This window comes from Chryseobacterium camelliae, from assembly GCF_030818575.1.
Classification (GTDB): Bacteria; Bacteroidota; Bacteroidia; order Flavobacteriales; family Weeksellaceae; genus Chryseobacterium; species Chryseobacterium camelliae_A.
The window spans coordinates 2,134,851-2,154,596 of record NZ_JAUTAL010000001.1; the positions used below are offsets into that span (position 1 = coordinate 2,134,851).

The following is a 19,746-nucleotide window of genomic DNA, read 5'->3' on the forward strand; positions in this document are numbered from 1 at the left end:
AAAATCACTTCACACATCTTACTGATTCGTTACCGAAAGTTTCACTTCGATATTATTTCTTGTCGCATTGGAATACGGACATATTTCATGGGCCTTTTCTGTTAACGACTGAGCTTCTTCCTGCGAAACGCCCGGAATGTTCACATCCAGCTCAACGGCTAGTCCGAATCCTCCGTTGTCCAGCTGGCCCAGGCTCACCTGCGCCGTTACGGAAGTTTCTCCGGTTTGAGTTTTTGAAAGGCTGATCACCCGGTTCAGGGCACTGTCAAAACATGCTGCATAGCCCGCTGCGAAAAGCATTTCAGGATTGGCATAGTCATCATTGGCCCCGCCCAGTGCTTTAGGCATTTTTACTTCGGTATCAAGCACACCGTTTTCACTTTTTACACGTCCGTTTCTTCCCCCTGTTGCGGTTACCTTTGTGGTATATAATGCTTTCATTTTATTCTTTTAATGTTTTAATGATGTTCTGGACACTTTCTTTCAGCCGCATCAGGTCTTCAGGATCCACCTTGGTGCTGTTGACGATTTTTTCGGGAACTGAACAAGCTTTTGATTTCAGCTGTTGACCTGCTTCCGTAATAAATACTTCCACTACCCTTTCGTCTTCTTTCTTTCTCTGCCTGGTGATGAGTCCTTTGGCTTCGAGCCTTTTCAACAACGGAGTAAGCGTACCGCTGTCGAGGTACAGCTTTTCGCCGATGCAACTTACCGTCATACCATCATGCTCCCAAAGCACCATCATCACGAGATATTGCGGATAGGTCATATCCAGCTCATCCAGAAAAGGACGGTACAGACCGGTGATCTCTTTGGCAATCACGTAAAGGGGAAAGCAGATCTGGTTTTCCAGCTTTAAGTTTTCTGAAGATTCCATAGGCTGAAATTAATGTTCTTATTTTTTAATAACGAATTCCTCCATAGGAACCCTTACTTTCTTCATAGCAGAAAGCCAGTCATTCTGTTCATCACGGTATCCCAGATACAGCAGGCTTACACTTTTAAGGCCCAAGGCTCTCAGTTCAAGGATTTCATCTACCACATCATTGCTAAAGCCTTCTGCCGGGGTACTGTCTACCTTTAGTTCGGCAGCCTGTGCCAGTGCAAGTCCAAGGGCAATGTAGGTTTGTCTTGCAGTATGTTCAAAATGCTGCTCAGGAGTCTGTGCTCCGTAGATTTCCTTAATCTTATCGGTATAGCTTGAAAATCTTCCTCTTGGCAGATCTCTTACATCGGTATGGTGATCGTATACCTTGTCTATTTTTTCGTCGGAATAGCTGTCCCAGGCGGCAAACACCAATACATGGGAACAGTCTCTCATTACCTCAGGATTCAATGCACCCTTTACCATCTTTTCTTTTAGTTCCTGATTTTCCACCACGATCAGGCGAAACGGCTGAAGCCCGGATGATGTAGGTGCCAGCCTGGCTGCTTCTAAAATTTTATTTAAATCTTCCTGTGAAACTTTTTTAGAAGGATCATATGCTTTTACGGCATGCCTCCAATTTAAATCTTCTAATAATGACATTGTTGTTTATTTTATAGTGGTACTATATTGACCTGTAAATTATATTGCAAATCTACTGCCAAATTAAATTGTGCACAATTTAATTTTATAAAATACATCTATGCTATTGATAGGTGTTTATCTATGATGGCAGAAATATAGAAGTAAAAACCTAATTAACGAATTAGCTTTCCTCACGTCATCATAAAAATGATTCCCAAAACAATTTTCACACTAAATACACTTAAAATTAATTTATTATCCTAAATACGATCTGATAAGTTGTACTGGCAGGTAATTTGTTTATTTGAATAAAAAATATACATTATGAACAATACACTGAAAATAACACTGGGACTGATTGCAGGAGGTACTTTGGTCTATCTGGCGGGTAAAAAAAAGAAAGCTGAAGCCACTAAAGTTTTTACGGCTCCGGACGGCAATACCTACGGAGAAAACCAGGTATACCGTACTATCGATAATAAAATGTATAGAAACGGAAAAGAGATCCACTACGGACATCCTGAACCGGAACAGAATACAGGTTCTGCAACCAAACATTATACTGAAAACGGCGACCAGATTCCTAAGAACTATCAGGCAGCGAACAAAAATACCAATTACCACCAGAAAGGGGTCAGACATCATTAACAGGATACACATACCCATAAAAGCCCGGATTTAAGTTTCCGGGCTTTTTACATCTTTGCCGGTTCACCCTTTATCTCTCTTCCACTTTTTTTTCATATCCGCATAACGTTGCTCTGCCTCTGCTTCTTTCCATCGATCATAAAATATTGCTGCAGCCTTAGCTTTTTCAGGATCTCCGGTGCCTCTTTCCAGCAGCTGATAATCCTTTTCAGCATCATATTTTTTGCCGCCTTTATAATTAAAATACCGTCTTGCCCTGGTATAGCCCATCTGCAGATATTTCCTGGCCATATCCGCTCCTACGAAATCGTCCCTTTCCAAGTAATCCAGAAACAGGCTGAAAATTTCCCGGGAGCTTTCTTCGGCGATCGGCACGGTCTTGAAACGCCAGTATTGCCCAATCTCGCTTTTATAGGGCTCACAGATCAAAACGCCCTGCTCGCCCTTACCTACCCGATACAATTCCGGATGCAGCCGGTAATCAATGTCCGGTTTCCAGGGGTAATCGGCAGCATTAAAATTCAGGTAACTGGGGCGTTTTTGTTTCATAGGATTGTTTTTGCAAAGGCTGTGCCCTGTTTGCCCCTCTTAGGGAAACATAAACAGGCGGTCTATCTTTTTACGGACAACAGGATCGGGGCAGACCTTGTAAAATTCCCTTATCAGGTCTGTTGAGACCGGCTTTTCGGGATACTTATGATTCAAAAGGAAATTCCGGAGGGCGGCATTCACCCGTTCTTCACCAATAAGCTCACTCAGTTTCACCATCGCCACAGCACCTTTAGAATAGGCAATATAGTCATGTCCGGGACTAACCTTCACCAGAGGCTGGTCACCGGACAATCCTTTTTCACGGCTGTACATCTGATCATGCATTTCTACTTTCTCCATCATTTTAGCCTTTCCGTACATTTTCTTGTACAGCATCATTTCGGTATACATGGCGAGGGTTTCCGTCAGCATGGCTGATCCTTCACGATCGTCTGGATTTACCAAACTGTTTCCCCACCAGAGATGGGAAAGCTCGTGGCCGGCAAGCTCATTGATGACATCCTGGTCCCGGCCTGCACGGATCCGGGTATGGAACAGCTTGTTTTCAGGCATGAAAATGGCGGACGGATATGCCGTAGCAGCAAATCCTTCCGTAAAAGACGATACTTCTGCAAAGCCTATGCTTTTGAAAGGATAAGGCCCGAAATGTTCGGAACAGTAATCTAAGGTAAGTTGGGCATTTTCCACCAAGTGTTGTACATTTTCACCATGGTCCGGATGGTACAGGATGCGGATCATGATTCCATTGTGCACTGCTTTTTTAATGGAGTAATTCGCGGAAGAAACGGCAAAACGAAACGGTATTCCGGCAGCCCGGTATTCAAAATATGCCCTCCCGTTTTTCCTGAAATCCCTGACAGGATCACCCGTTCCTATAGCGGTTTGTCCGGGTTCTGTAGAGACCAGCATATCAAGATCGATAAAATCCTTTCTGAACACCCTCGGTGCTTCAAGTTTCTTAACACCAGGATATTTTCCCAATCCGAATTTCCTGCGCTGGTCATCATCTGTGACTTCATAGCTTTCCTGATATCCGATGACCGGATAATACCGGCTGATCCGCATAAAAGAACCGTTACTCAGAATGGCATTGAAAGGATCATGCCCATTCACCGCTACGGAATGATAAGCAATAACGAAATCAAGGGATGCGGAACCACCGGGACGCAAAGGCTGTTTCAGATGAACCACAGTTGTTTTGCCGGTAATTCTAACGGGTTTCCCTTCCAGATTTAATACTGCAGATACTACTGTAAGGTCAGGGTGAAAATTTAGCAGGATATCGTTGATCGGATGCCGACTGTGATTGATCAAGCTATACACCCCATGAATCCTGTACATTCCCGAAGACGGATAGAGTTGGATCTCTGTACGGACTTTTGCAATATCCGGCTGAGGGATATCCCTGTATTTGCGAAATTGTTTTTCATAATCGACGGCTATACGGATATCATCGTCCTTATCTTTGGGAATATAGCCATGCATAAAGCTGATAGCACTGAAAATTCCTGCAGCCAAGATCAGCAAGCCGGTGATTGCATATCTGACATTTATTTTCCGGGTTATGATCCAACGGTTGACCATATCCACCATCATGATCAGTGAAAAACCAAATACCAGCCGCTGTGCAAAAGCCATGGCATAATCACCAAACCCGTTAAAATCACTGTAAACACCTTTATAATCTGAAAATATCCTGAAGACCGGAGACGGAATCATCATTTTTGAAACAGGTCCGGTTAACACTGCAACAGCTACTACGGATACTCCCAGGGCCAGAAACCGGTTGCTGATCCTGTCGTTAATGAGCAGGACCAATCCGGAGAACAGGATCATTGGCAGCGTATTAAAGAGGACAATTCCGGCATAGGCGGTCCATCTGATTTTCAGATAACCGAAGACGACCTGGAACACCACTGCTTCAAGAATAAGGACAGCAGTGAAAAAGAACAATAAAATGCTTATGGAAAGCCAGTGCCCGTAGATTTTATTTTTCGCAAAGAAGGTAGATTTTTCAATAATGCTGAATCCTGATAAACTGCTTCTCCAATACAGGTCATTAGTAAAGTAAGCTACCACCAGCAGGCCCAGCGTATAAAAATTTTTCAGGATGACGGCCGTAAGCAGCCCGGAACCGGCATACTGCTGCGGAATACGGATTCCCTGATCGATTTCCGCATACATTTCCATTCCTATATAAAATACCAGCAGTACCGTTGCCGCCACCCAGGCTACGCTTTTGAAAAGATAGGTAAGGTCTATGCCGGCAAATGATCCAATAGACCTCAGAGCCGGAACAGCTCCGAAAGAGGGTTGTATGGTTTTGTATTCCGTGCTACGATCCTGCGCAAAATCTGTCTTTGCCGGTAACCGGTTTTTTCTCTTGTTAAAAACAGATACAGAAAAAGAAAAGAACCGGAACGTAAGAATCAGAAAAAATGATGAGACCGCAACATATAGAAAGCGGTTGGCCAGTAAGAAGCCGGAGCAGGAAACCACTGAAGTATTCCTCTGCAATACAGAACACGAAGCCGAATGATAAAAATAAGCGGACAGGCCAAAAGGATCTGTAAGCGCGGATACCTGCCGGGCCAGCTCAGACTGCGGCATACTTCCCGACATAAACGGAGCATTGGAAAATATGAGCAGCACCATGTACATTACATACAACAGGAGACCGCCTACAATGACCAGTAGTTTTTTCCGGAACACCATGGCAATGCCAAACAGCATACTACAAACCAGGAATGTATTCAGCATTCCGAACAGAAGCAACGGATACAGGTAATGCCAGAGATGGAAACGGGGCTGCATTTCGCTGCCTGAACGCAGCTGGTGCCCGATTGCCATTCCCAGGACCAATACCATGAAACTAAGGAAGGTCTGCAGAAAATAGCTCAGGAATTTCCCTGAGAGATAATCCCTCCGGGAAAAAGGATAGGTAAACAACAGAATGTCAAAACCGGAATCCCAATCTTTAAAAAGGACCCTGCCTGAATAGATCATCGCGATAAAAATCACCGACAGGCTCAGCATTCCGGTCAGGAATCCGATGCTGTAAGGAGAATTGAGGTAAATTCCCTTCCCCGCTGAAAGGTTAAAACGAATGCCACAGAATATGCCTGCACAAATCAGTAATAAAGCCGCAAGGTAGACTGACCAATGCCTCGTAAGGCGCTGGATTTCGAAGGACAGGAAAGTATTCATTGCTAAAAGTTTTGGGTGAGTGTCTTGAAATAAACGTGTTCCAGCTGAGGAGGTACGGTATGGAATCCTTCCGGCTCTGTTTCTGAAAAAACAGTAAGGTACATCTGCCTATTGATCATCTGACGGCTGATTATCTGGTATCCGGCAGTTTCCGGTTCATTCGGTCCAAAGGATTTCATCCAGATCTTATCTTTAAGTGCGTCAATAAGCTCATCGGGCTTCCCTGCATTCAGGATCTTCCCATAGTTCATAACGGCCATTTCGGAACACAGGTTCCTGACATCTTCCACCAGATGGGTGGAAAGGATGATGATCACATCTTTGCTGATTTCATCCAGCAGGGTATTGAAACGGTTGCGCTCTCCGGGATCCAGGCCTGCGGTAGGTTCGTCGACAATGACAATCCTTGGATTTCCAAGCAAAGCCTGGGCGATGCCGAAACGCTGCCGCATTCCGCCGGAAAAGGTCCGGACTTCCTTATTCCTGAAGTGGGTGAGGTTCACTTTCTCAAGCAGGCTTTCCACCTGTGCGCTACGTTCGGATCTGTTACTGATTCCTTTCAAAAGGGCAATGTGATTCAGGAGGTCCTGCGCCGAAACTTTAGGATATACCCCGAAATCCTGCGGCAGGAAGCCCAGGTTCTGCCTTATATAATCGGGATTTTCTGAAATATCGATCCCGTTGAGGGTCATCCTTCCCGAACTGCATTTTTGGAGGCCTGCCAGTGTTTTCATGAGAGATGATTTTCCGGCACCGTTAGGCCCTAAAAGCCCGAACATTCCGTTTCCGATATCCAGTGACAGGTCGTTTACCGCATGGAAGCCATTGTTGTACGTGACGGTCAGATGACTGATCTTTAGTTGGTTCATTGTGTTGATTTTAGGCATTACGCATCCTGGCTGCGATTCCGCTGCTTCAGATGACCGTTAAAAAAGTATACAGAAGTGACGGCCGCTCCGGAAAGCCGCCACAAAAAGCAAAAAACAGGATTGCCGGAAAATTCCGGTCTTTTGATCATGCCTTACAGCATCATTCCCTGTACTCCAGAATATCTCCCGGCTGGCACTCCAGGATTTTACAGATGGCTTCCAGAGTATCGAAACGGACGCCCTTGGCTTTTCCCGTTTTCAGGATGGAAAGGTTAACAGGGGTGATGCCCAGCTTTTCCGCCAGTTCCTTACTCTGCATTTTTCTCTTGGCTAGCATCACGTCCAGGTTGACTATAATAGGCATCTTATATAAATAGATCTTGTTCGTTTTGTAAATGAAGTCCCTGACTGAAAATATTGGCCAGAAAGAGACAGAAAATCCCCAGCATGAAATGGATGAACACCAGTCCCCAGATCACATGCTCCACTTCCACAAACCTTGCGGCGACCAGCGCAGCAGGCAGCGGGAAAAAGATGTTGTAAAGGTAAAACTTTTTCAGAACAGCGATATTCTTTTCCGTAAACAGTTTCTGCCCGAAAAACACTCTGAATACACCGGCAGACAACCCGAAAAATATCCCGTAAGCCAACAGTACAGCTAAAAATGAAAAGAGTATATACGCAGGATTATTCTCGACGGTTAATGACACATATCGGGAAAACGGATCGTTGATCCTAAGGTACCTGCTGTGATCATAGGAATTTACTGAAAAACCGGTCAGCAGGCATACAGCAGAATACAGGAATGTCAGCACATATCCCGCCGATAGCAGCATGCACAGATAATAAAGGATCCTGGAAATAATTTTAGTCTGGTTCATCAGAAAAGATATTATAATACAAATGTAAGATTAATTATCGTAAAACAATAATTAATTATGATTAAATTTTAATTTAAAGCTGGTAACTGAAATTGTATCTTAGCAATATCAACATATCACAAGATTTGCTTTTTTCATCAGGATGAACCGTTCTGATGTTTAAATTCACTAATCTTTTAATCTCTTTCATCATTCAATCCCTTAGCCTTTTGCATAAAAAAAAGCTACTCAAAAGTAGCTGTAAGAAGGTATGCGTGTTGGATCAGAATAAGGAGTTCTGCTTCAGGTTTCCGGTAGCTCCTTTAGGCAGGAAAACCACTTTTCTGTTCAGCATTTTAGCCTTTTCAAGCACTGCCAGTGCTTTCTGACGTTCGATCTCTTTGTTAACGTGGGTAGGATTGTCCCATTGTGTAGAAGTGCTCATAATCAATATTTTTTTAGTGTTAGTGTCTTTATACAGTGTTAAGTCTTCTTACGGTTGATTTAGCATAAAATGGGCCAATTCCGAACGGAATAAAAATTAAATCAGTGAACTTTAAAAAACTTTATTCAGTAGCGTATTATTTTATCCTTAATACCGAAATTTGTAAATATTTACATCTTATAATACGATTATATTGATTGATTTCCACCAGCCAAATATCAGATCATAAGGACGTACCGCTCTAGACCCGATATCTGTTTCATTCTGAAAGCTAGCTACGCAGCACGTAAGACGGTGAACAGATTTTCTGTTCACCGTCTTTGAGGATCTGATCAGCATTTCCAGATCAATACGATAAGTTTTTTTTATATTAAACATGATTTTCCAGATCATCATTTAAAATAAGACTGCATACCATTTTTTAGGATATAAGGCGTAATAAACTTACTTATTGAGCTCTGTTAGAAACAGTTTTTTCCACTTTGTTATGCTATTCCTGCTCAGGTTAAAATGCCTGGCGAGCTGACTGTTATTGAGCCGGTTTTTTTTCTGGTATTCCAGGATCTCAAAAATGGTCTTCTTATCATAGGACTTAAGCTTCTGGTCAAAACGGGAGTCGGTAAACTCTTTTTTACCACAGATAATCTGGTCCAGATGGATGATATCCATGATGTCAATATTTTTTTTGTTTAGGATATCGGTGCAGGAAGCGGCTTTTTCGGGATATTTCATAGTTAACATATCCATATAGATTCTTTTGTAATTGGGCTGTGTTTTCATTTTTTATTCATTTTTTTTATTTTGTTTGCTGATCCATTTGTATAAGGTGGTTTTAGGAATTTTATACTGGTGCATGATTTCCGGTTTGGTCTTCTTTCCGGTCGTCACCAATTCCAGAATGAAATCAATGATTTCCTTGGTGTAAATGTTTTTTCTGAAAACCGGAAGCAGGCTTGATGCATTTTTTTCAGGATTCCGTTTCTCCGGGCCCGGAGGGGCATACAGGATGAGGTGTTGGGTATAGAGCCTGAAAAAATCATATTCCAGAAGTTTGCTCCAGCGTAGGAGAAGGTCAGTATCCAGTGACGGCGCTTTGTACATCTCGGAAATCTGGGGTTCTGTGCAATGGATAAATTTACAGATCCGGTACGATTCGAGCTCGCTCTCAGCGACTTTTTTCTCAATTAGACTTCCGATGTGAATGTTTTTGAAATTCATGGGTTATTTATATTTATTGACAGAATATTCTTCTTTCCATTTTATTTTATGTACAAACCTGTCTGTACATCACAATAAATAGACATTTACCTTACACAATACCATTAATTGCTCTTACATCAGGTAATAACTGCAGACTTTGGAAATGATCATGAATTCCCAATGTGAGCGTAAAACAAAAAATATCAAGAGGTAAACAGCTCCGCTGGATAGGCTTTGTTTATGCTGATAAAAATTATATAGCTTTTGTAAGGTTAGTCTTTTATAGACTAATCTAAAATTTACCATGTTAATCCTCAGTATATTATACTATAAATAATTTTTAATACTGTAATAAAAGTCCCAATATGTACAGTGCATGAAAATTTATGTCATCAATTAAATATTATCACGAATTATAATAAATATTTATATTACAATATTTTACTAATATACACTTGACCAACATTATTTAATTATTATCTTTGTAGTATTAGTCTATAAAAGACTAATTATTTGTACTATTTTTGGGCTTGTCCAGTAAAATTTTTAATTCTTTAACTATGAATTTTTTTTATTTTTTGTCCAAAAAAACGACAACTTTTAATAATACCATATGCCTAACTATCACTATAAACAGCAAAGTTTCACACCGGATCAAGCTCCGTCTAACCATTGCGGAAAAAGAATGGGATCGTGAAAGGCAACGCCCGATAAATATTTATTCAAAAAAGTACAAAGAACTCAACGCCCTTCTTAACAGAATTAAAATCCATCTTGCACAATACCTGAGTAATAACCCTGATATTTCCCGTACTGAAATCTCCCGGGAAATCAAAAAAATATGTTCAGAGAAAACAGCGGTCTATCCTGAAGACTCATTCCTTTATATGATGTCTTCTTACCTTGAAACCAAGAGAGAAAGCCTATCACTTTCTACCTACAGGAGGTATGTGGTCTTCCTGCGGCTGATGGAAAAATTTGAAGGTTTTTTAGGCCGAAATATCTTTACTGAAGAAGTAGATTCTGCCCTCATCAGGCAGTTTTATGCTTTCGGGAGAATAGAAGAGTATACGGAAAGCACCCTGAACAGGACCGCTGAGTTTATAAAGACCATCCTTAACTTTGCTGAACGCAAAGGCATCATTACACAGGTACGGCAACTGGAGATTCCCAGGCTTAAAACGGTAAGAAGAGTGCTTGTCCTTGATGAGAAAGAAATTGGTAAAATCCGGAAAACAGTTGTCCCTACTGAGCTTAGCAACGCGAAGGCCTGGCTCCTGATCAGCTGTTATACCGGACAGAGGATATCAGATTTCATGCGTTTTACTACCGGACAACTGATCAAGATCGATCATAAGCCATGCATCTCGTTCATCCAGCAGAAGACGGGAAAGGAAATCATTCTCCCCCTGCATCCAGAAGTGTTGAAGATCATGAATAGATACGAAGGTACATTCCCTCCGGCCATAGAGACCTCCTTATACAATGCCCAGATTAAAAAAGTGGCAGCACTGGCAGGAATCAATGAGACTGTCAGAATGCGGAAAAGGGAGGGTTTCCGGGGAAGGGAAATCTGTACGCAGAAATGGGAAAATATCAGCAGTCACATAGGAAGGAGAAGCTTTGCGTCCAATTTCTACGGAAAGATCCCTACTCCTTTACTGATGCAGGCCACCGGCCATAGTACAGAGCAGATGTTTCTGAATTACATCAATCCTGTGCATCATTCCAGAGTTGTTTCATTAAGCGATTATTTTGAACGAATTTATGCAGAAGGATACCGAAGCAGCTAAAATGTTTTGATAGCTGATTTTATGAACCCCAGAACCGGCAACCACTCTCAAAAATTTATTTTTCAGCTGTTTAAGTACCCTATTCCGGAAATTCAAGGTAGTCTAAATGCAGCTGATGGAAGTGCTTTTTACGATCATTTAATAGCAGGCCAACAAAAAATCCCACTTTTTAAGCAGGATTTCAGTACTATTTATGATCTGTTTATTTTACAGCATTTTTGGCTTTCTCAGATTCCATCAAATGATGTTCTAAAGTAGGAAGCGTTTTGCTTGCGAAGGATTTTAATGAAGCATCAGATCCGCCTGAAGCTTCTTTCTTGAAGTTGGCAATGGTTGTCTGGTGATCCGTTACCATCATATCGGCGTATGCACGGTCAAATTCGGCTCCTTTTTTCATTTTCAGTTCGTCATATTTTTTCTGCATATCGGCACTTAAAGCTGTCGGCAAAGAATATCCCGCTTTTGAAGCCCATGCTTTCAGTTCATCATTGGCTTTCGTATGGTCTTTCACCATCATCTGAGCCAACGATTTTACGGTAGCATTGGTAGCATTAGTGGATGCAAGCTGCCCTGCCATTACTTCCATCATTCCGCCCATGGCAGCAGCATCGGCGAACGTCTTATCCTGGTCGCTCAGGGTACCGGTTGCAGCCGCATCCGTATTGGTGGACATAGCGGTTGAATCAGTACCTGTGCCAGTCATTCCGGAATCAGCAGGCGTTGACATTGCAGTGCTATCCCCTGCTGTATCTACTGCTGTCGTTTCATTTTTTTTACATGCCACCATAGCCGCAACGGCTAAAATGGCTAGGACTGAGTTTTTCATATTGTATATCATTTAAGAGGTTTTGGTGTTGGATGCAATACCCGATTGCTTCCTCTATGGTAACAATTTGTCTGCCAAAGTAATCGGAGGCGCGTCGCACACATTAATTATTTAAATTGAATACTGTTTTTAAGTGAATAATTTAAATACTATAACAAACAATAATCCCGATGTATTCAAAGGAGTAAATAAGGTCTCAAAGCCATTCATGAAATGAACTTTTAAGAATCAATAAGCTGATTTTGGATCTTCGGTTTTTCTTATGCGAAATATAACAATATATGGTATCGAAAATTTAGGCACCGGAGCCTCTGATCCTTCTTTGCTTCCCATTACCTGAAACCGGACTCGATTCTCAAATCGTTTTTGCCAGTATAAAACCGATAACCAATGCGATCACGGCTGCAATTATCAGTCTGATATAATCTGCCTTTGGTTCCTGCACCTGCTTCAGCAAACGCTTGTTTTCCTGTTGTACCATATCCAGGCCGGCCTGTAATGCTGCCGTTTTCTCATTGATGGCAGACTGCATATTTTTCTCATACAGGGCTGCGATTTCCTTCCTCCCGGCTTCCATTTCTTCCTGACGCTGCTTCTGCTGCGCTGTAAAATGTGTATTCAGCTCCTGAATCTGCTTAGCTGCATTTTCCTGCAATTTCTGGACATCTTCATTCCTTTTGGCCAGCTGCTCCGTTAAGGTCTGTACCTGTTTGCCGTACGTATCCGAAATTTCTTTTTTAAGCTTTTCAACTTCCTCATTTCGGACCTTCAGTTGCGCATTGAAGGTTTTCGTCTGCAGTTCTACCTGCTCTTTAAAGGTTTTCTGGGCTTCCGCGAATTCTTCGTTTTTCTTTTTGAGCTGTCCGGTAAGCGTGGTTACCTGCTCCACAAATTGTTTGGAAACGTCTTTTCTTACCTCCTCGATAAGCAGGGCCCTGGAATTGGATTTTTCCTCCGTCAGTTTATTCAGTATGGAGTGCAATCCGGCACCATAATCGTGAGGGAGGTGATATCTTTTATCCGCAAGTTTATCCAGGAGGGTTTCATCTGCTGTGTGGCCGAGTGCAGTAATGGTGATGGAAGGAAGTGCAATAAACTGTTCTGCCAGGCTGAGGCTATTGAATACCTCAAAGCTCTGCTTGTCCCCGCCTCCGCGTACGAGGGCGATGACGTCATAGCCGGTATCCGAAATCCTGCTCAGGACATCCGAAACGGAAGTCGCCGAAGTGATGTTACAGGTATACTCATCAATATCAAAATCTTTCGAGGAGACATCAAGGCCCTCATAGAAATCTTTCTGTACAATGGCATTATGGCCGAACACATTGGCAATCCTGACTTTCTCAGACTGTAATATTTTATTCCTGATAAACGTTTCCAGGTCCCGGGAACCCTGTTCCAGTTTCCTCTGGATAAGATCGTACCGCTTCAGGTCTTCTTCTGAAACAGCCTTTTCCTCCTGGGCAATGATTTCATCAACCACAAAAACCAGTTCGATGCTTGAATTCTTAATTCTTTTCTCTATAAATCCGCGAAGGGTATAAAGTTCATTATTTACTATCTTACTTCTCAACAGGCCCGGCATTTTAACCCCGATTGAAGTACTATCGCTCTCAGAGTACAAAAAATCATAGTAATAGTTGACATACGCTTTACCGCCACCATAAGAATACCGGCCTTTCAGGTAAATCAGGTTAACGGTTGCATTCAGCTTCAGGGCATTATTGAACAGGCCGATGACGGCTGCCGGGGAATAGATCTGGTAAGTAGGTTCAATGCCCTGCATAGATGGTAATGTAATAAAAGGAAACTGGTGCAAAGATAAGACTGTATACGGGATATTCCCTGCTATTATCCTTAAATTAATTCATATGATCCTGTTCAGAAGCAGTCGATGATTTTCAGTGCCATACTTACTTTGCTGCCTCACAATTGAACTAAAACTAGTCAATATATCCTTTCAAAAAGCAGGAAAACTTAACACCTAACGAACATGGCAATTGCCTTATCCAATCTGGTGCTATCCTGCCCTATTCTGATCCTTCATCACCTGATTGATGGCATATCCTGACAACTGGTATTAATCAACCGGTACTTTTCTTTTTGATATCGACCTCTATTATATATGATGGGCTTAGATTTCGCCTGTTAGAATGAGATATCCGTACATATGGTATCAGATTTGTACCTTTTTGTCAAAATCACCCTGCAGCCTGACCAGCAGCGCAGTCTCTTTTAACACCATTCTCACAACTTAATATGAATCCAACACCCTATGAAAATATTTCTTACCGGCGCCACGGGATATATCGGTAAAAGGCTTCTGATCCAGCTCCTCAGCAATGGCCATCAAGTCATCTGCTCCGTGCGGGATAAAAAACGCTTCGACATATCACCGTATAAAAATTATGATCATCAGCTAAGCGTTATCGAACATGACTACAATGATCCGTCAACCTTGTCTGAAGTGGACAAAAATATTGATATTGCCTATTATCTCATCCACTCCATGTCTGCTAATGCAGATTTTAGCAAAGCTGAAAAAATTTCCGCTCAAAATTTCTCACAAACCATTGAAAAAACAAATTGCCAGCAGGTAATTTACCTGACCGGGATTGTAAATGAAAAAGACCTTTCCAAACACCTCCAGTCAAGAAAAGATGTTGAGGATGAACTGAAATCTGACGCCTATGCCCTGACTGTGCTTCGGGCAGGAATCATCATCGGGTCGGGGTCCGCCTCTTTTGAAATCATCCGTGACCTTGTGGAAAAACTCCCTGTAATGGTAGCCCCGAAATGGTTGAAAACCCTTTGCCAGCCTATCGGGATCAGAAATGTCATCGAATTTCTGATGGGTGTTATGGGAAAAACATTTACCTACAACAGGCATTTTGATATTGCCGGCCCGGATGTGCTTTCTTACAAGGAGATGCTGATGATTTTTGCGGAGGAGCGGAAACTGAAGCGCACCATTATTTCTGTGCCTGTTCTCAGCCCTAAATTATCATCTTACTGGCTGTATTTTATCACCTCCACGTCTTATGTACTCGCCAAAAATCTTGTGGAAAGCATGAAAATCAACGTTGTGGCAGAGAAAAACGACCTTGCCGAACGGCTGGGCATTACCTTACTTACCTACCGCGAAAGCCTTCGGCTGAGCTTCGACAAGATCGAACAGAACGACGTGCTCTCTACCTGGTACGACTCTTTCGGCAGCTACCGGTACTCCAAAAATGTGTGGGATTTCCTGGAAGTCCCTACCATGGGCGTTTTCAAAGATAAAAGAACGAGGAAGATCCAAAATGAACAGAAGACCCTGGATAAGATCTTTGGTATCGGAGGAAAAAACGGCTGGTATCACGCGAATTACCTCTGGAACCTGAGAGGAAGCATCGACAAACTTTTCGGCGGTGTGGGACTAAGGCGCGGGCGGAAAAATTCAACGCTGATCAGTGTGGGTGACAGTGTAGATTTCTGGCGCGTCCTGTATGCCAGCAGGGAAGAAAAAAGACTGCTACTGTTTGCAGAAATGAAAGTGCCCGGTGAAGCGTGGCTGGAATTCAGGATTAAAGACGGAAGCCTGGTCCAGGAAGCTACCTTCCGGCCTGTAGGCCTGTGGGGAAGATTGTACTGGTACGCCGTACTGCCCTTCCATGGGTATATTTTCAACGGTATGATCAGAAAACTCACAGATGATAAGGAATAATATTTTGTTCCTAAATGCTTACGGATATCTGTAAAAATAAAATTTAAATTATTTTTTTAATTCTTTAAAAATTGGCTTTGTTTTTGCCAAGCCAACACTATGAAAACTATTTATATCCTGGAAGATGAGACAGGCATCAGAGATGCATTGCAATTACTCCTGTCATTTGAAGATTACGACGTACGTTCTTTTTCTACCGTAGAAGCATTTAACAACAGGGGTGCATCCGCAGTGCCCGATCTGTTTATTCTGGATGTGATGATGCCGGACGGATCCGGAACCGAAGTTTGCAATCAACTGAAGAGCGAACCGGCTACTTCCGGTATTCCTGTCATGATCATCAGCGCACATGCAAAAGCGGAACAGGTAACCAAAGCGTGCAATGCAGATATGTTTATCAGCAAACCCTTCGATATTGATGACGTACTGATTAAAATCGAGAACCTCATCGGCTCTGAAGCCGGCTTGTAACCGACTGACCTCACTTTAAATATACTATAAAAACTCCGGAACTTTCAGCTCCGGAGTTTAATTTTGGTCCTTTTAAAATCAACTACGCTGATTTTTCACCCGGACTCTCTGATTCTTTTTTTTCAAGGTATTTCCTGATATCTTCTTTCGGAAAGAGATCCAGCACCTGATTCACATCTATGATCTTATGTTCATGGATGATACTATCTATAGATTTTGCAGCTCCAGGCTGATTCACCAGCCTTTCGAGGAGTCCATAAGTATTCACCATCTTCTTATGGGTATTTTCTTCGTCACCCCCAAACCACGATCCGTTAAAATGATGACTCACATAATTCCTCGGGAGATCCTGGGAGAAATAAACGGAAGGATATAAAGTAACATCATGCTTAAGTTTTTGTATGGTATCGCTGTAACGGTCTGCACCGTATTCTTTTTCCAGCATTTCAGAGAAAATATCTGTATTGATGCGCTCTACAAAGCCATCCTGACGGTTATAATAGTCAACAAAATCTTCCGCCAGCTTGTGTTTCGGTTCTGCCATCCAGAATGCGGAATAAGGAACGCCTTTTACTTCAAATCCGCAAACCGCTTTCTCATCAAGGAATTCATCCAGCGGAAGTTTCAGCTCCATATCAGTATCCATATAGATTCCGCCATGGTCATACATGACTTTGGAACGTACATAATCGGATACAAAAGCCCACTTATTCTGCTCAAATGCTTCTTTCACATAATTATTGTCCTCAAGCGGTGCATTACTCTCATTCCATTCCACGAGTTCATAATCAGGGTGGATTTTCTTCCATGAAGCAATGCAGTGTTCAGCCAGTTCATGTTTCGGATGCCCGCCAAACCAGCAGTAGTGTATTTTCTTCGGAATCATATTTTTATTTTTTTGGTGTCAGATTAAGGCAGCTTCTGCTGCTGTGGTGATATTTGCAAAAATTAAACCTTAATGGTCTGTTTAAGAAATATTTTTTCCCGTTAAGCCGCCTTTATGCATCATAAACATTATATATTTTAGAATGAAAGGATGCTAACCATGACATCCGTTACAATATTACCATTTCTGTCAAAAGAAGTTTCGGGATAAAAATACCTGTTTTAAATCCTGAATCCGTCTAAAATGGTACATTTATTTCTTGTTCCAAATCAACATCAACTGATCATTTTACTTTTACACAACTATGGAGCACCCTTATCACCCTCGTTATCTGCCTAAGAAGTATGTAGAAATCATACCCCCGGACTGGATCAAAAACGCTACCGTTTATGAGCTTAATATCCGTCAGTTTTCAGAAGAAGGCACTTTTAAAGCTGTGGAAAAACAGCTTCCGAGACTCAGGAAAATGGGCATTGACATCATCTGGCTGATGCCGGTGCAGCCTATAGGAAAAGTAAACCGCAAAGGCAGCCTGGGAAGTTACTATTCAGTCAAAGATTACCTGGAAGTAAATCCGGAATTCGGGACTAATGAAGATTTCCGGCATCTGGTACAGGCCATCCATCAGGAAGGCATGTACGTCATCCTGGATTGGGTGGCCAATCATACCAGCTGGGATAATGAAATGGTGAGCAAACACCCGGAATGGTACAGGAAATCCAGGAAAGATACCTTCCAGTCTACCCGGTGGAGGGACTACGATGATATTATTGAACTGGATTACAGGTATCCTGAACTCCGGGAATACATGACGGACGCCCTGAAATTCTGGATCAGGGAATATGACATCGATGGTTACCGCTGTGATATTGCCAGCTTCATCCCTATTGATTTCTGGGAAAATGCAAGAACGGAACTGGATGCCATCAAACCTGTGCTGATGCTGGCAGAAGCTGAAGACCGTGAACTGCACCGCAGAGCGTTTGACGTCACCTATAACTGGACGCTCTGGAATATCCTCCATCAGCTCGCCCTTAATGAAAGAAGTGTGAAAATACTTACCGAAGCTTACCTTGCCGAGCATGTCTCCATTTTCCCAAAAGATGGGATCCGGCTGAATTTCATTGATAATCATGACAAGAATTCATGGGAAGGAAACCAACTACAGCAATTTTGGTGATGCCCTGGAAGCAGCTACCGTCTTTACAGTGATGATGGATGGAATGCCCTTAGTCTATAGCGGTCAGGAAGCAGGACTGGACCGCTCGCTTGAATTTTTTGAAAAGGACCCGATTGAATGGAAAACACATAAAAATGAAGCCCTGTATACTACTCTTTTCAATCTTAAACACCGGAATCAGGCACTCTGGAACGGAAGTTACGGCGGAGAAATGGTGAGGATTATGAATGATAAGATGGACCAGGTGATCTCTTTTGTACGCGAAAAAAACGGTGATAAAGTCTTAATCTTTATGAACCTGAGCAAAGATTCGGTTATGGTACAGTTTGACACTTCCTTTGATACAGGCCATTATACCAGCCTTTTTACCGGCCAGCCGCATACCGTGCCGGAAACCATGGTCATGAATATGGCTCCATGGGAATATGTGATTCTGCATCATGAACATCCTGAATAAACCTCCCTTCCCATTGTAATAAAAAATCAGCATACCCGGGTCTTGCTTGCGCCAAGAAATGGATATGCTGATGTTTACCTGAACTAAAGGATATGGTATCCTTCAGATCAGTTCAATTGTATTTACTTATTCGGAATCTGCTGTGCTTTCAGAAAGTACTTTTGCACACATTTCCCCAAATTGGTTTGCTGCCATGGGGCTGTCTCCCGTAACCAGTTTCCTGTCTGTATGGCAAGCTCCGGATATACCTTCATTTAAGAATTCAACCCCCAGGTTTTTGAGCCGTTCACCATAGAACCAAGGCATTTTTCCTGGCTGGTATCCTATTTCAGGAAGCGTTTCATCTATGGAATCCGGGAATCCGTTGATTTTGTAACCTTTGTAAGGAAAATTCTCAGGATCCTCCTGATAAGCGGCAGCCAGCAACGCAGCCGGACCGTGGCAGATCGCAAACATAAACTTATCCTTCTCCACTACCCAATGGATTAATTTTTTAAGGTCTTCGTTCTCAGGCAGCCCTAACATGGCTCCATGACCGCCGGGCAGGAAGACGGCGACATATTCCGTTTCTGACCTGAAATCTCCTTGGGCAAAGTCTCTTAAGCTTTTAGGATGAGCAAGCTGTTCCGAGTATTTTTCGATTATATCGCCAACGGCAGCGTCCTGCAGAGGAAGTGCCCATAATTCCATCTTTACAGAATTTCCTTCTGGTGTGAAAAAATCCACTTCATATCCGGCATCCTGAAAATGAAGGATCGGCACAAAGGTTTCCACAGGATGGTTTCCGGTAGAAAACTTCCTTCCGTTGGCCATCGTCATGTATTTTTCTTCCGTACAGACCACTAATATTTTCTTATTTGTATCTGTATTCCGGTTTTGGTAAGCTGCTGCCTTATAATCTGTCTTAGGAGCGATAAACTGAGATCTTGAAAATAGTGACGGCTCATATCCTGTTCCGTCAAAAACTGGTGCTTTGCTTAATTCGTTTGCCATAATAAATATTTTTTAGATTAATTTACATTCCTGAAACCGCCACATAGATCCAGGCAATTCAAAACCCGTTAAACCATGACTGTTCATACTGTAAAATTATAGAGATCCCAACCGTATACCAAGGACATACCTCACAAATAAAA

At 42.4% G+C, this 19,746-nt stretch carries 20 protein-coding genes and 1 pseudogene; 6 read left to right on the forward strand and 15 right to left on the reverse strand.

Going from position 1 to position 19,746, the window contains the following annotated elements; genetic code table 11:
- Positions 1-18 precede the first annotated feature (18 nt).
- The 3 genes from QE404_RS09675 to QE404_RS09685 are packed head-to-tail and all read right to left on the reverse strand — an operon-like array spanning position 19 to position 1,528.
- On the reverse strand, positions 19-441 hold the full coding sequence (locus QE404_RS09675; protein WP_307449901.1) for an organic hydroperoxide resistance protein: 423 nt from the start codon (positions 439-441) through the stop codon (positions 19-21).
- A 1-nt stretch (position 442) separates the two neighbouring features.
- The gene (locus tag QE404_RS09680) at positions 443-877 is read right to left on the reverse strand and encodes a MarR family winged helix-turn-helix transcriptional regulator (protein ID WP_307449903.1); all 435 of its coding nucleotides are present in this window, start codon (positions 875-877) and stop codon (positions 443-445) included.
- 18 nt (positions 878-895) lie between these two features.
- Complete coding sequence (locus QE404_RS09685; RefSeq protein WP_307449906.1) at positions 896-1,528, reverse strand: nitroreductase family protein; 633 nt, start codon at positions 1,526-1,528, stop codon at positions 896-898.
- A gap of 306 nt (positions 1,529-1,834) precedes the next feature.
- Here QE404_RS09685 and QE404_RS09690 point away from each other — a divergent pair, with 306 nt between their 5' ends.
- Entirely contained in the window at positions 1,835-2,158 is a 324-nt protein-coding gene (locus QE404_RS09690; protein WP_307449908.1) for a hypothetical protein, read from the forward strand.
- Positions 2,159-2,221: 63 nt separating this feature from the next.
- Here the strand turns inward: QE404_RS09690 and QE404_RS09695 are convergent, their stop codons facing one another.
- The 8 genes from QE404_RS09695 to QE404_RS09730 form a co-directional block, all read right to left on the reverse strand.
- Positions 2,222-2,707, reverse strand: a complete 486-nt coding sequence (locus QE404_RS09695) for a DUF4385 domain-containing protein (protein ID WP_307449911.1) — start codon at positions 2,705-2,707, stop codon at positions 2,222-2,224.
- A 39-nt stretch (positions 2,708-2,746) separates the two neighbouring features.
- Entirely contained in the window at positions 2,747-5,917 is a 3,171-nt protein-coding gene (locus QE404_RS09700; protein ID WP_307453850.1) for an ABC transporter permease/M1 family aminopeptidase, read from the reverse strand.
- A 2-nt stretch (positions 5,918-5,919) separates the two neighbouring features.
- Positions 5,920-6,786 carry an ABC transporter ATP-binding protein gene (locus QE404_RS09705; protein WP_307449919.1) on the reverse strand — a complete coding sequence of 289 codons (867 nt, stop codon included), beginning with the start codon at positions 6,784-6,786 and terminating at the stop codon, positions 5,920-5,922.
- Between the two features lie 160 nt (positions 6,787-6,946).
- The gene (locus QE404_RS09710; RefSeq protein WP_040995723.1) at positions 6,947-7,150 is read right to left on the reverse strand and encodes a helix-turn-helix domain-containing protein; all 204 of its coding nucleotides are present in this window, start codon (positions 7,148-7,150) and stop codon (positions 6,947-6,949) included.
- Between the two features lies 1 nt (position 7,151).
- The gene (locus QE404_RS09715) at positions 7,152-7,667 is read right to left on the reverse strand and encodes a DUF2975 domain-containing protein (RefSeq protein WP_307449922.1); all 516 of its coding nucleotides are present in this window, start codon (positions 7,665-7,667) and stop codon (positions 7,152-7,154) included.
- Between the two features lie 262 nt (positions 7,668-7,929).
- A complete protein-coding gene (locus QE404_RS09720; protein ID WP_307449925.1) occupies positions 7,930-8,091 on the reverse strand; it encodes a hypothetical protein in 162 nt (53 codons plus the stop codon).
- A 444-nt stretch (positions 8,092-8,535) separates the two neighbouring features.
- Complete coding sequence (locus tag QE404_RS09725) at positions 8,536-8,871, reverse strand: helix-turn-helix domain-containing protein (RefSeq protein WP_307449927.1); 336 nt, start codon at positions 8,869-8,871, stop codon at positions 8,536-8,538.
- A 3-nt stretch (positions 8,872-8,874) separates the two neighbouring features.
- Complete coding sequence (locus tag QE404_RS09730; RefSeq protein WP_307449930.1) at positions 8,875-9,309, reverse strand: transposase; 435 nt, start codon at positions 9,307-9,309, stop codon at positions 8,875-8,877.
- A 542-nt stretch (positions 9,310-9,851) separates the two neighbouring features.
- On the opposite strand from QE404_RS09730, the gene QE404_RS09735 reads away from it, so the two are divergent.
- Positions 9,852-11,084 (forward strand): tyrosine-type recombinase/integrase, encoded by a 1,233-nt coding sequence (locus QE404_RS09735; RefSeq protein ID WP_307449933.1) that lies wholly within the window; start codon positions 9,852-9,854, stop codon positions 11,082-11,084.
- 202 nt (positions 11,085-11,286) lie between these two features.
- Here QE404_RS09735 and QE404_RS09740 read toward each other — a convergent pair whose 3' ends face one another.
- Together QE404_RS09740 and QE404_RS09745 are read right to left on the reverse strand one after the other, a co-directional pair.
- Positions 11,287-11,910: a DUF4142 domain-containing protein gene (locus QE404_RS09740; protein ID WP_307449936.1), complete on the reverse strand. Its 624-nt coding sequence runs from the start codon at positions 11,908-11,910 to the stop codon at positions 11,287-11,289.
- A 355-nt stretch (positions 11,911-12,265) separates the two neighbouring features.
- The gene (locus QE404_RS09745) at positions 12,266-13,696 is read right to left on the reverse strand and encodes an exodeoxyribonuclease VII large subunit (protein ID WP_307449939.1); all 1,431 of its coding nucleotides are present in this window, start codon (positions 13,694-13,696) and stop codon (positions 12,266-12,268) included.
- A gap of 489 nt (positions 13,697-14,185) precedes the next feature.
- Here QE404_RS09745 and QE404_RS09750 point away from each other — a divergent pair, with 489 nt between their 5' ends.
- Together QE404_RS09750 and QE404_RS09755 are read left to right on the forward strand one after the other, a co-directional pair.
- Positions 14,186-15,616 carry an SDR family oxidoreductase gene (locus QE404_RS09750; protein ID WP_307449942.1) on the forward strand — a complete coding sequence of 477 codons (1,431 nt, stop codon included), beginning with the start codon at positions 14,186-14,188 and terminating at the stop codon, positions 15,614-15,616.
- A gap of 99 nt (positions 15,617-15,715) precedes the next feature.
- A complete protein-coding gene (locus QE404_RS09755; protein WP_307449944.1) occupies positions 15,716-16,087 on the forward strand; it encodes a response regulator transcription factor in 372 nt (123 codons plus the stop codon).
- An 82-nt stretch (positions 16,088-16,169) separates the two neighbouring features.
- On the opposite strand, the pseudogene QE404_RS09760 reads toward QE404_RS09755, so the two are convergent.
- A pseudogene (locus QE404_RS09760) lies at positions 16,170-16,976 on the reverse strand (glycosyltransferase family 32 protein); the annotation flags it as partial.
- Between the two features lie 301 nt (positions 16,977-17,277).
- Between QE404_RS09760 and QE404_RS09765 the strand changes: the two are divergent.
- Together QE404_RS09765 and QE404_RS09770 are read left to right on the forward strand one after the other, a co-directional pair.
- Complete coding sequence (locus QE404_RS09765) at positions 17,278-18,153, forward strand: alpha-amylase family glycosyl hydrolase (RefSeq protein ID WP_307453852.1); 876 nt, start codon at positions 17,278-17,280, stop codon at positions 18,151-18,153.
- Positions 18,107-18,610: an alpha-glucosidase C-terminal domain-containing protein gene (locus QE404_RS09770; RefSeq protein WP_307453854.1), complete on the forward strand. Its 504-nt coding sequence runs from the start codon at positions 18,107-18,109 to the stop codon at positions 18,608-18,610. The genes QE404_RS09765 and QE404_RS09770 overlap by 47 nt, the downstream gene beginning before the upstream one ends.
- Positions 18,611-18,736: 126 nt before the next feature.
- Here QE404_RS09770 and QE404_RS09775 read toward each other — a convergent pair whose 3' ends face one another.
- Positions 18,737-19,603, reverse strand: a complete 867-nt coding sequence (locus QE404_RS09775) for a DJ-1/PfpI family protein (RefSeq protein ID WP_307449954.1) — start codon at positions 19,601-19,603, stop codon at positions 18,737-18,739.
- Positions 19,604-19,746: the final 143 nt, after the last annotated feature.

Coding starts and splice junctions, on each gene's coding strand:
- QE404_RS09675 (WP_307449901.1), bottom strand. CDS start 441: ATGAAAGCATTATATACCACAAAGGTAACCGCAACAGGGGGAAGAAAC.
- QE404_RS09680 (WP_307449903.1), bottom strand. CDS start 877: ATGGAATCTTCAGAAAACTTAAAGCTGGAAAACCAGATCTGCTTTCCC.
- QE404_RS09685 (WP_307449906.1), bottom strand. CDS start 1,528: ATGTCATTATTAGAAGATTTAAATTGGAGGCATGCCGTAAAAGCATAT.
- QE404_RS09690 (WP_307449908.1), top strand. CDS start 1,835: ATGAACAATACACTGAAAATAACACTGGGACTGATTGCAGGAGGTACT.
- QE404_RS09695 (WP_307449911.1), bottom strand. CDS start 2,707: ATGAAACAAAAACGCCCCAGTTACCTGAATTTTAATGCTGCCGATTAC.
- QE404_RS09700 (WP_307453850.1), bottom strand. CDS start 5,917: ATGAATACTTTCCTGTCCTTCGAAATCCAGCGCCTTACGAGGCATTGG.
- QE404_RS09705 (WP_307449919.1), bottom strand. CDS start 6,786: ATGAACCAACTAAAGATCAGTCATCTGACCGTCACGTACAACAATGGC.
- QE404_RS09710 (WP_040995723.1), bottom strand. CDS start 7,150: ATGCCTATTATAGTCAACCTGGACGTGATGCTAGCCAAGAGAAAAATG.
- QE404_RS09715 (WP_307449922.1), bottom strand. CDS start 7,667: ATGAACCAGACTAAAATTATTTCCAGGATCCTTTATTATCTGTGCATG.
- QE404_RS09720 (WP_307449925.1), bottom strand. CDS start 8,091: ATGAGCACTTCTACACAATGGGACAATCCTACCCACGTTAACAAAGAG.
- QE404_RS09725 (WP_307449927.1), bottom strand. CDS start 8,871: ATGAAAACACAGCCCAATTACAAAAGAATCTATATGGATATGTTAACT.
- QE404_RS09730 (WP_307449930.1), bottom strand. CDS start 9,309: ATGAATTTCAAAAACATTCACATCGGAAGTCTAATTGAGAAAAAAGTC.
- QE404_RS09735 (WP_307449933.1), top strand. CDS start 9,852: ATGAATTTTTTTTATTTTTTGTCCAAAAAAACGACAACTTTTAATAAT.
- QE404_RS09740 (WP_307449936.1), bottom strand. CDS start 11,910: ATGAAAAACTCAGTCCTAGCCATTTTAGCCGTTGCGGCTATGGTGGCA.
- QE404_RS09745 (WP_307449939.1), bottom strand. CDS start 13,696: ATGCAGGGCATTGAACCTACTTACCAGATCTATTCCCCGGCAGCCGTC.
- QE404_RS09750 (WP_307449942.1), top strand. CDS start 14,186: ATGAAAATATTTCTTACCGGCGCCACGGGATATATCGGTAAAAGGCTT.
- QE404_RS09755 (WP_307449944.1), top strand. CDS start 15,716: ATGAAAACTATTTATATCCTGGAAGATGAGACAGGCATCAGAGATGCA.
- QE404_RS09765 (WP_307453852.1), top strand. CDS start 17,278: ATGGAGCACCCTTATCACCCTCGTTATCTGCCTAAGAAGTATGTAGAA.
- QE404_RS09770 (WP_307453854.1), top strand. CDS start 18,107: ATGACAAGAATTCATGGGAAGGAAACCAACTACAGCAATTTTGGTGAT.
- QE404_RS09775 (WP_307449954.1), bottom strand. CDS start 19,603: ATGGCAAACGAATTAAGCAAAGCACCAGTTTTTGACGGAACAGGATAT.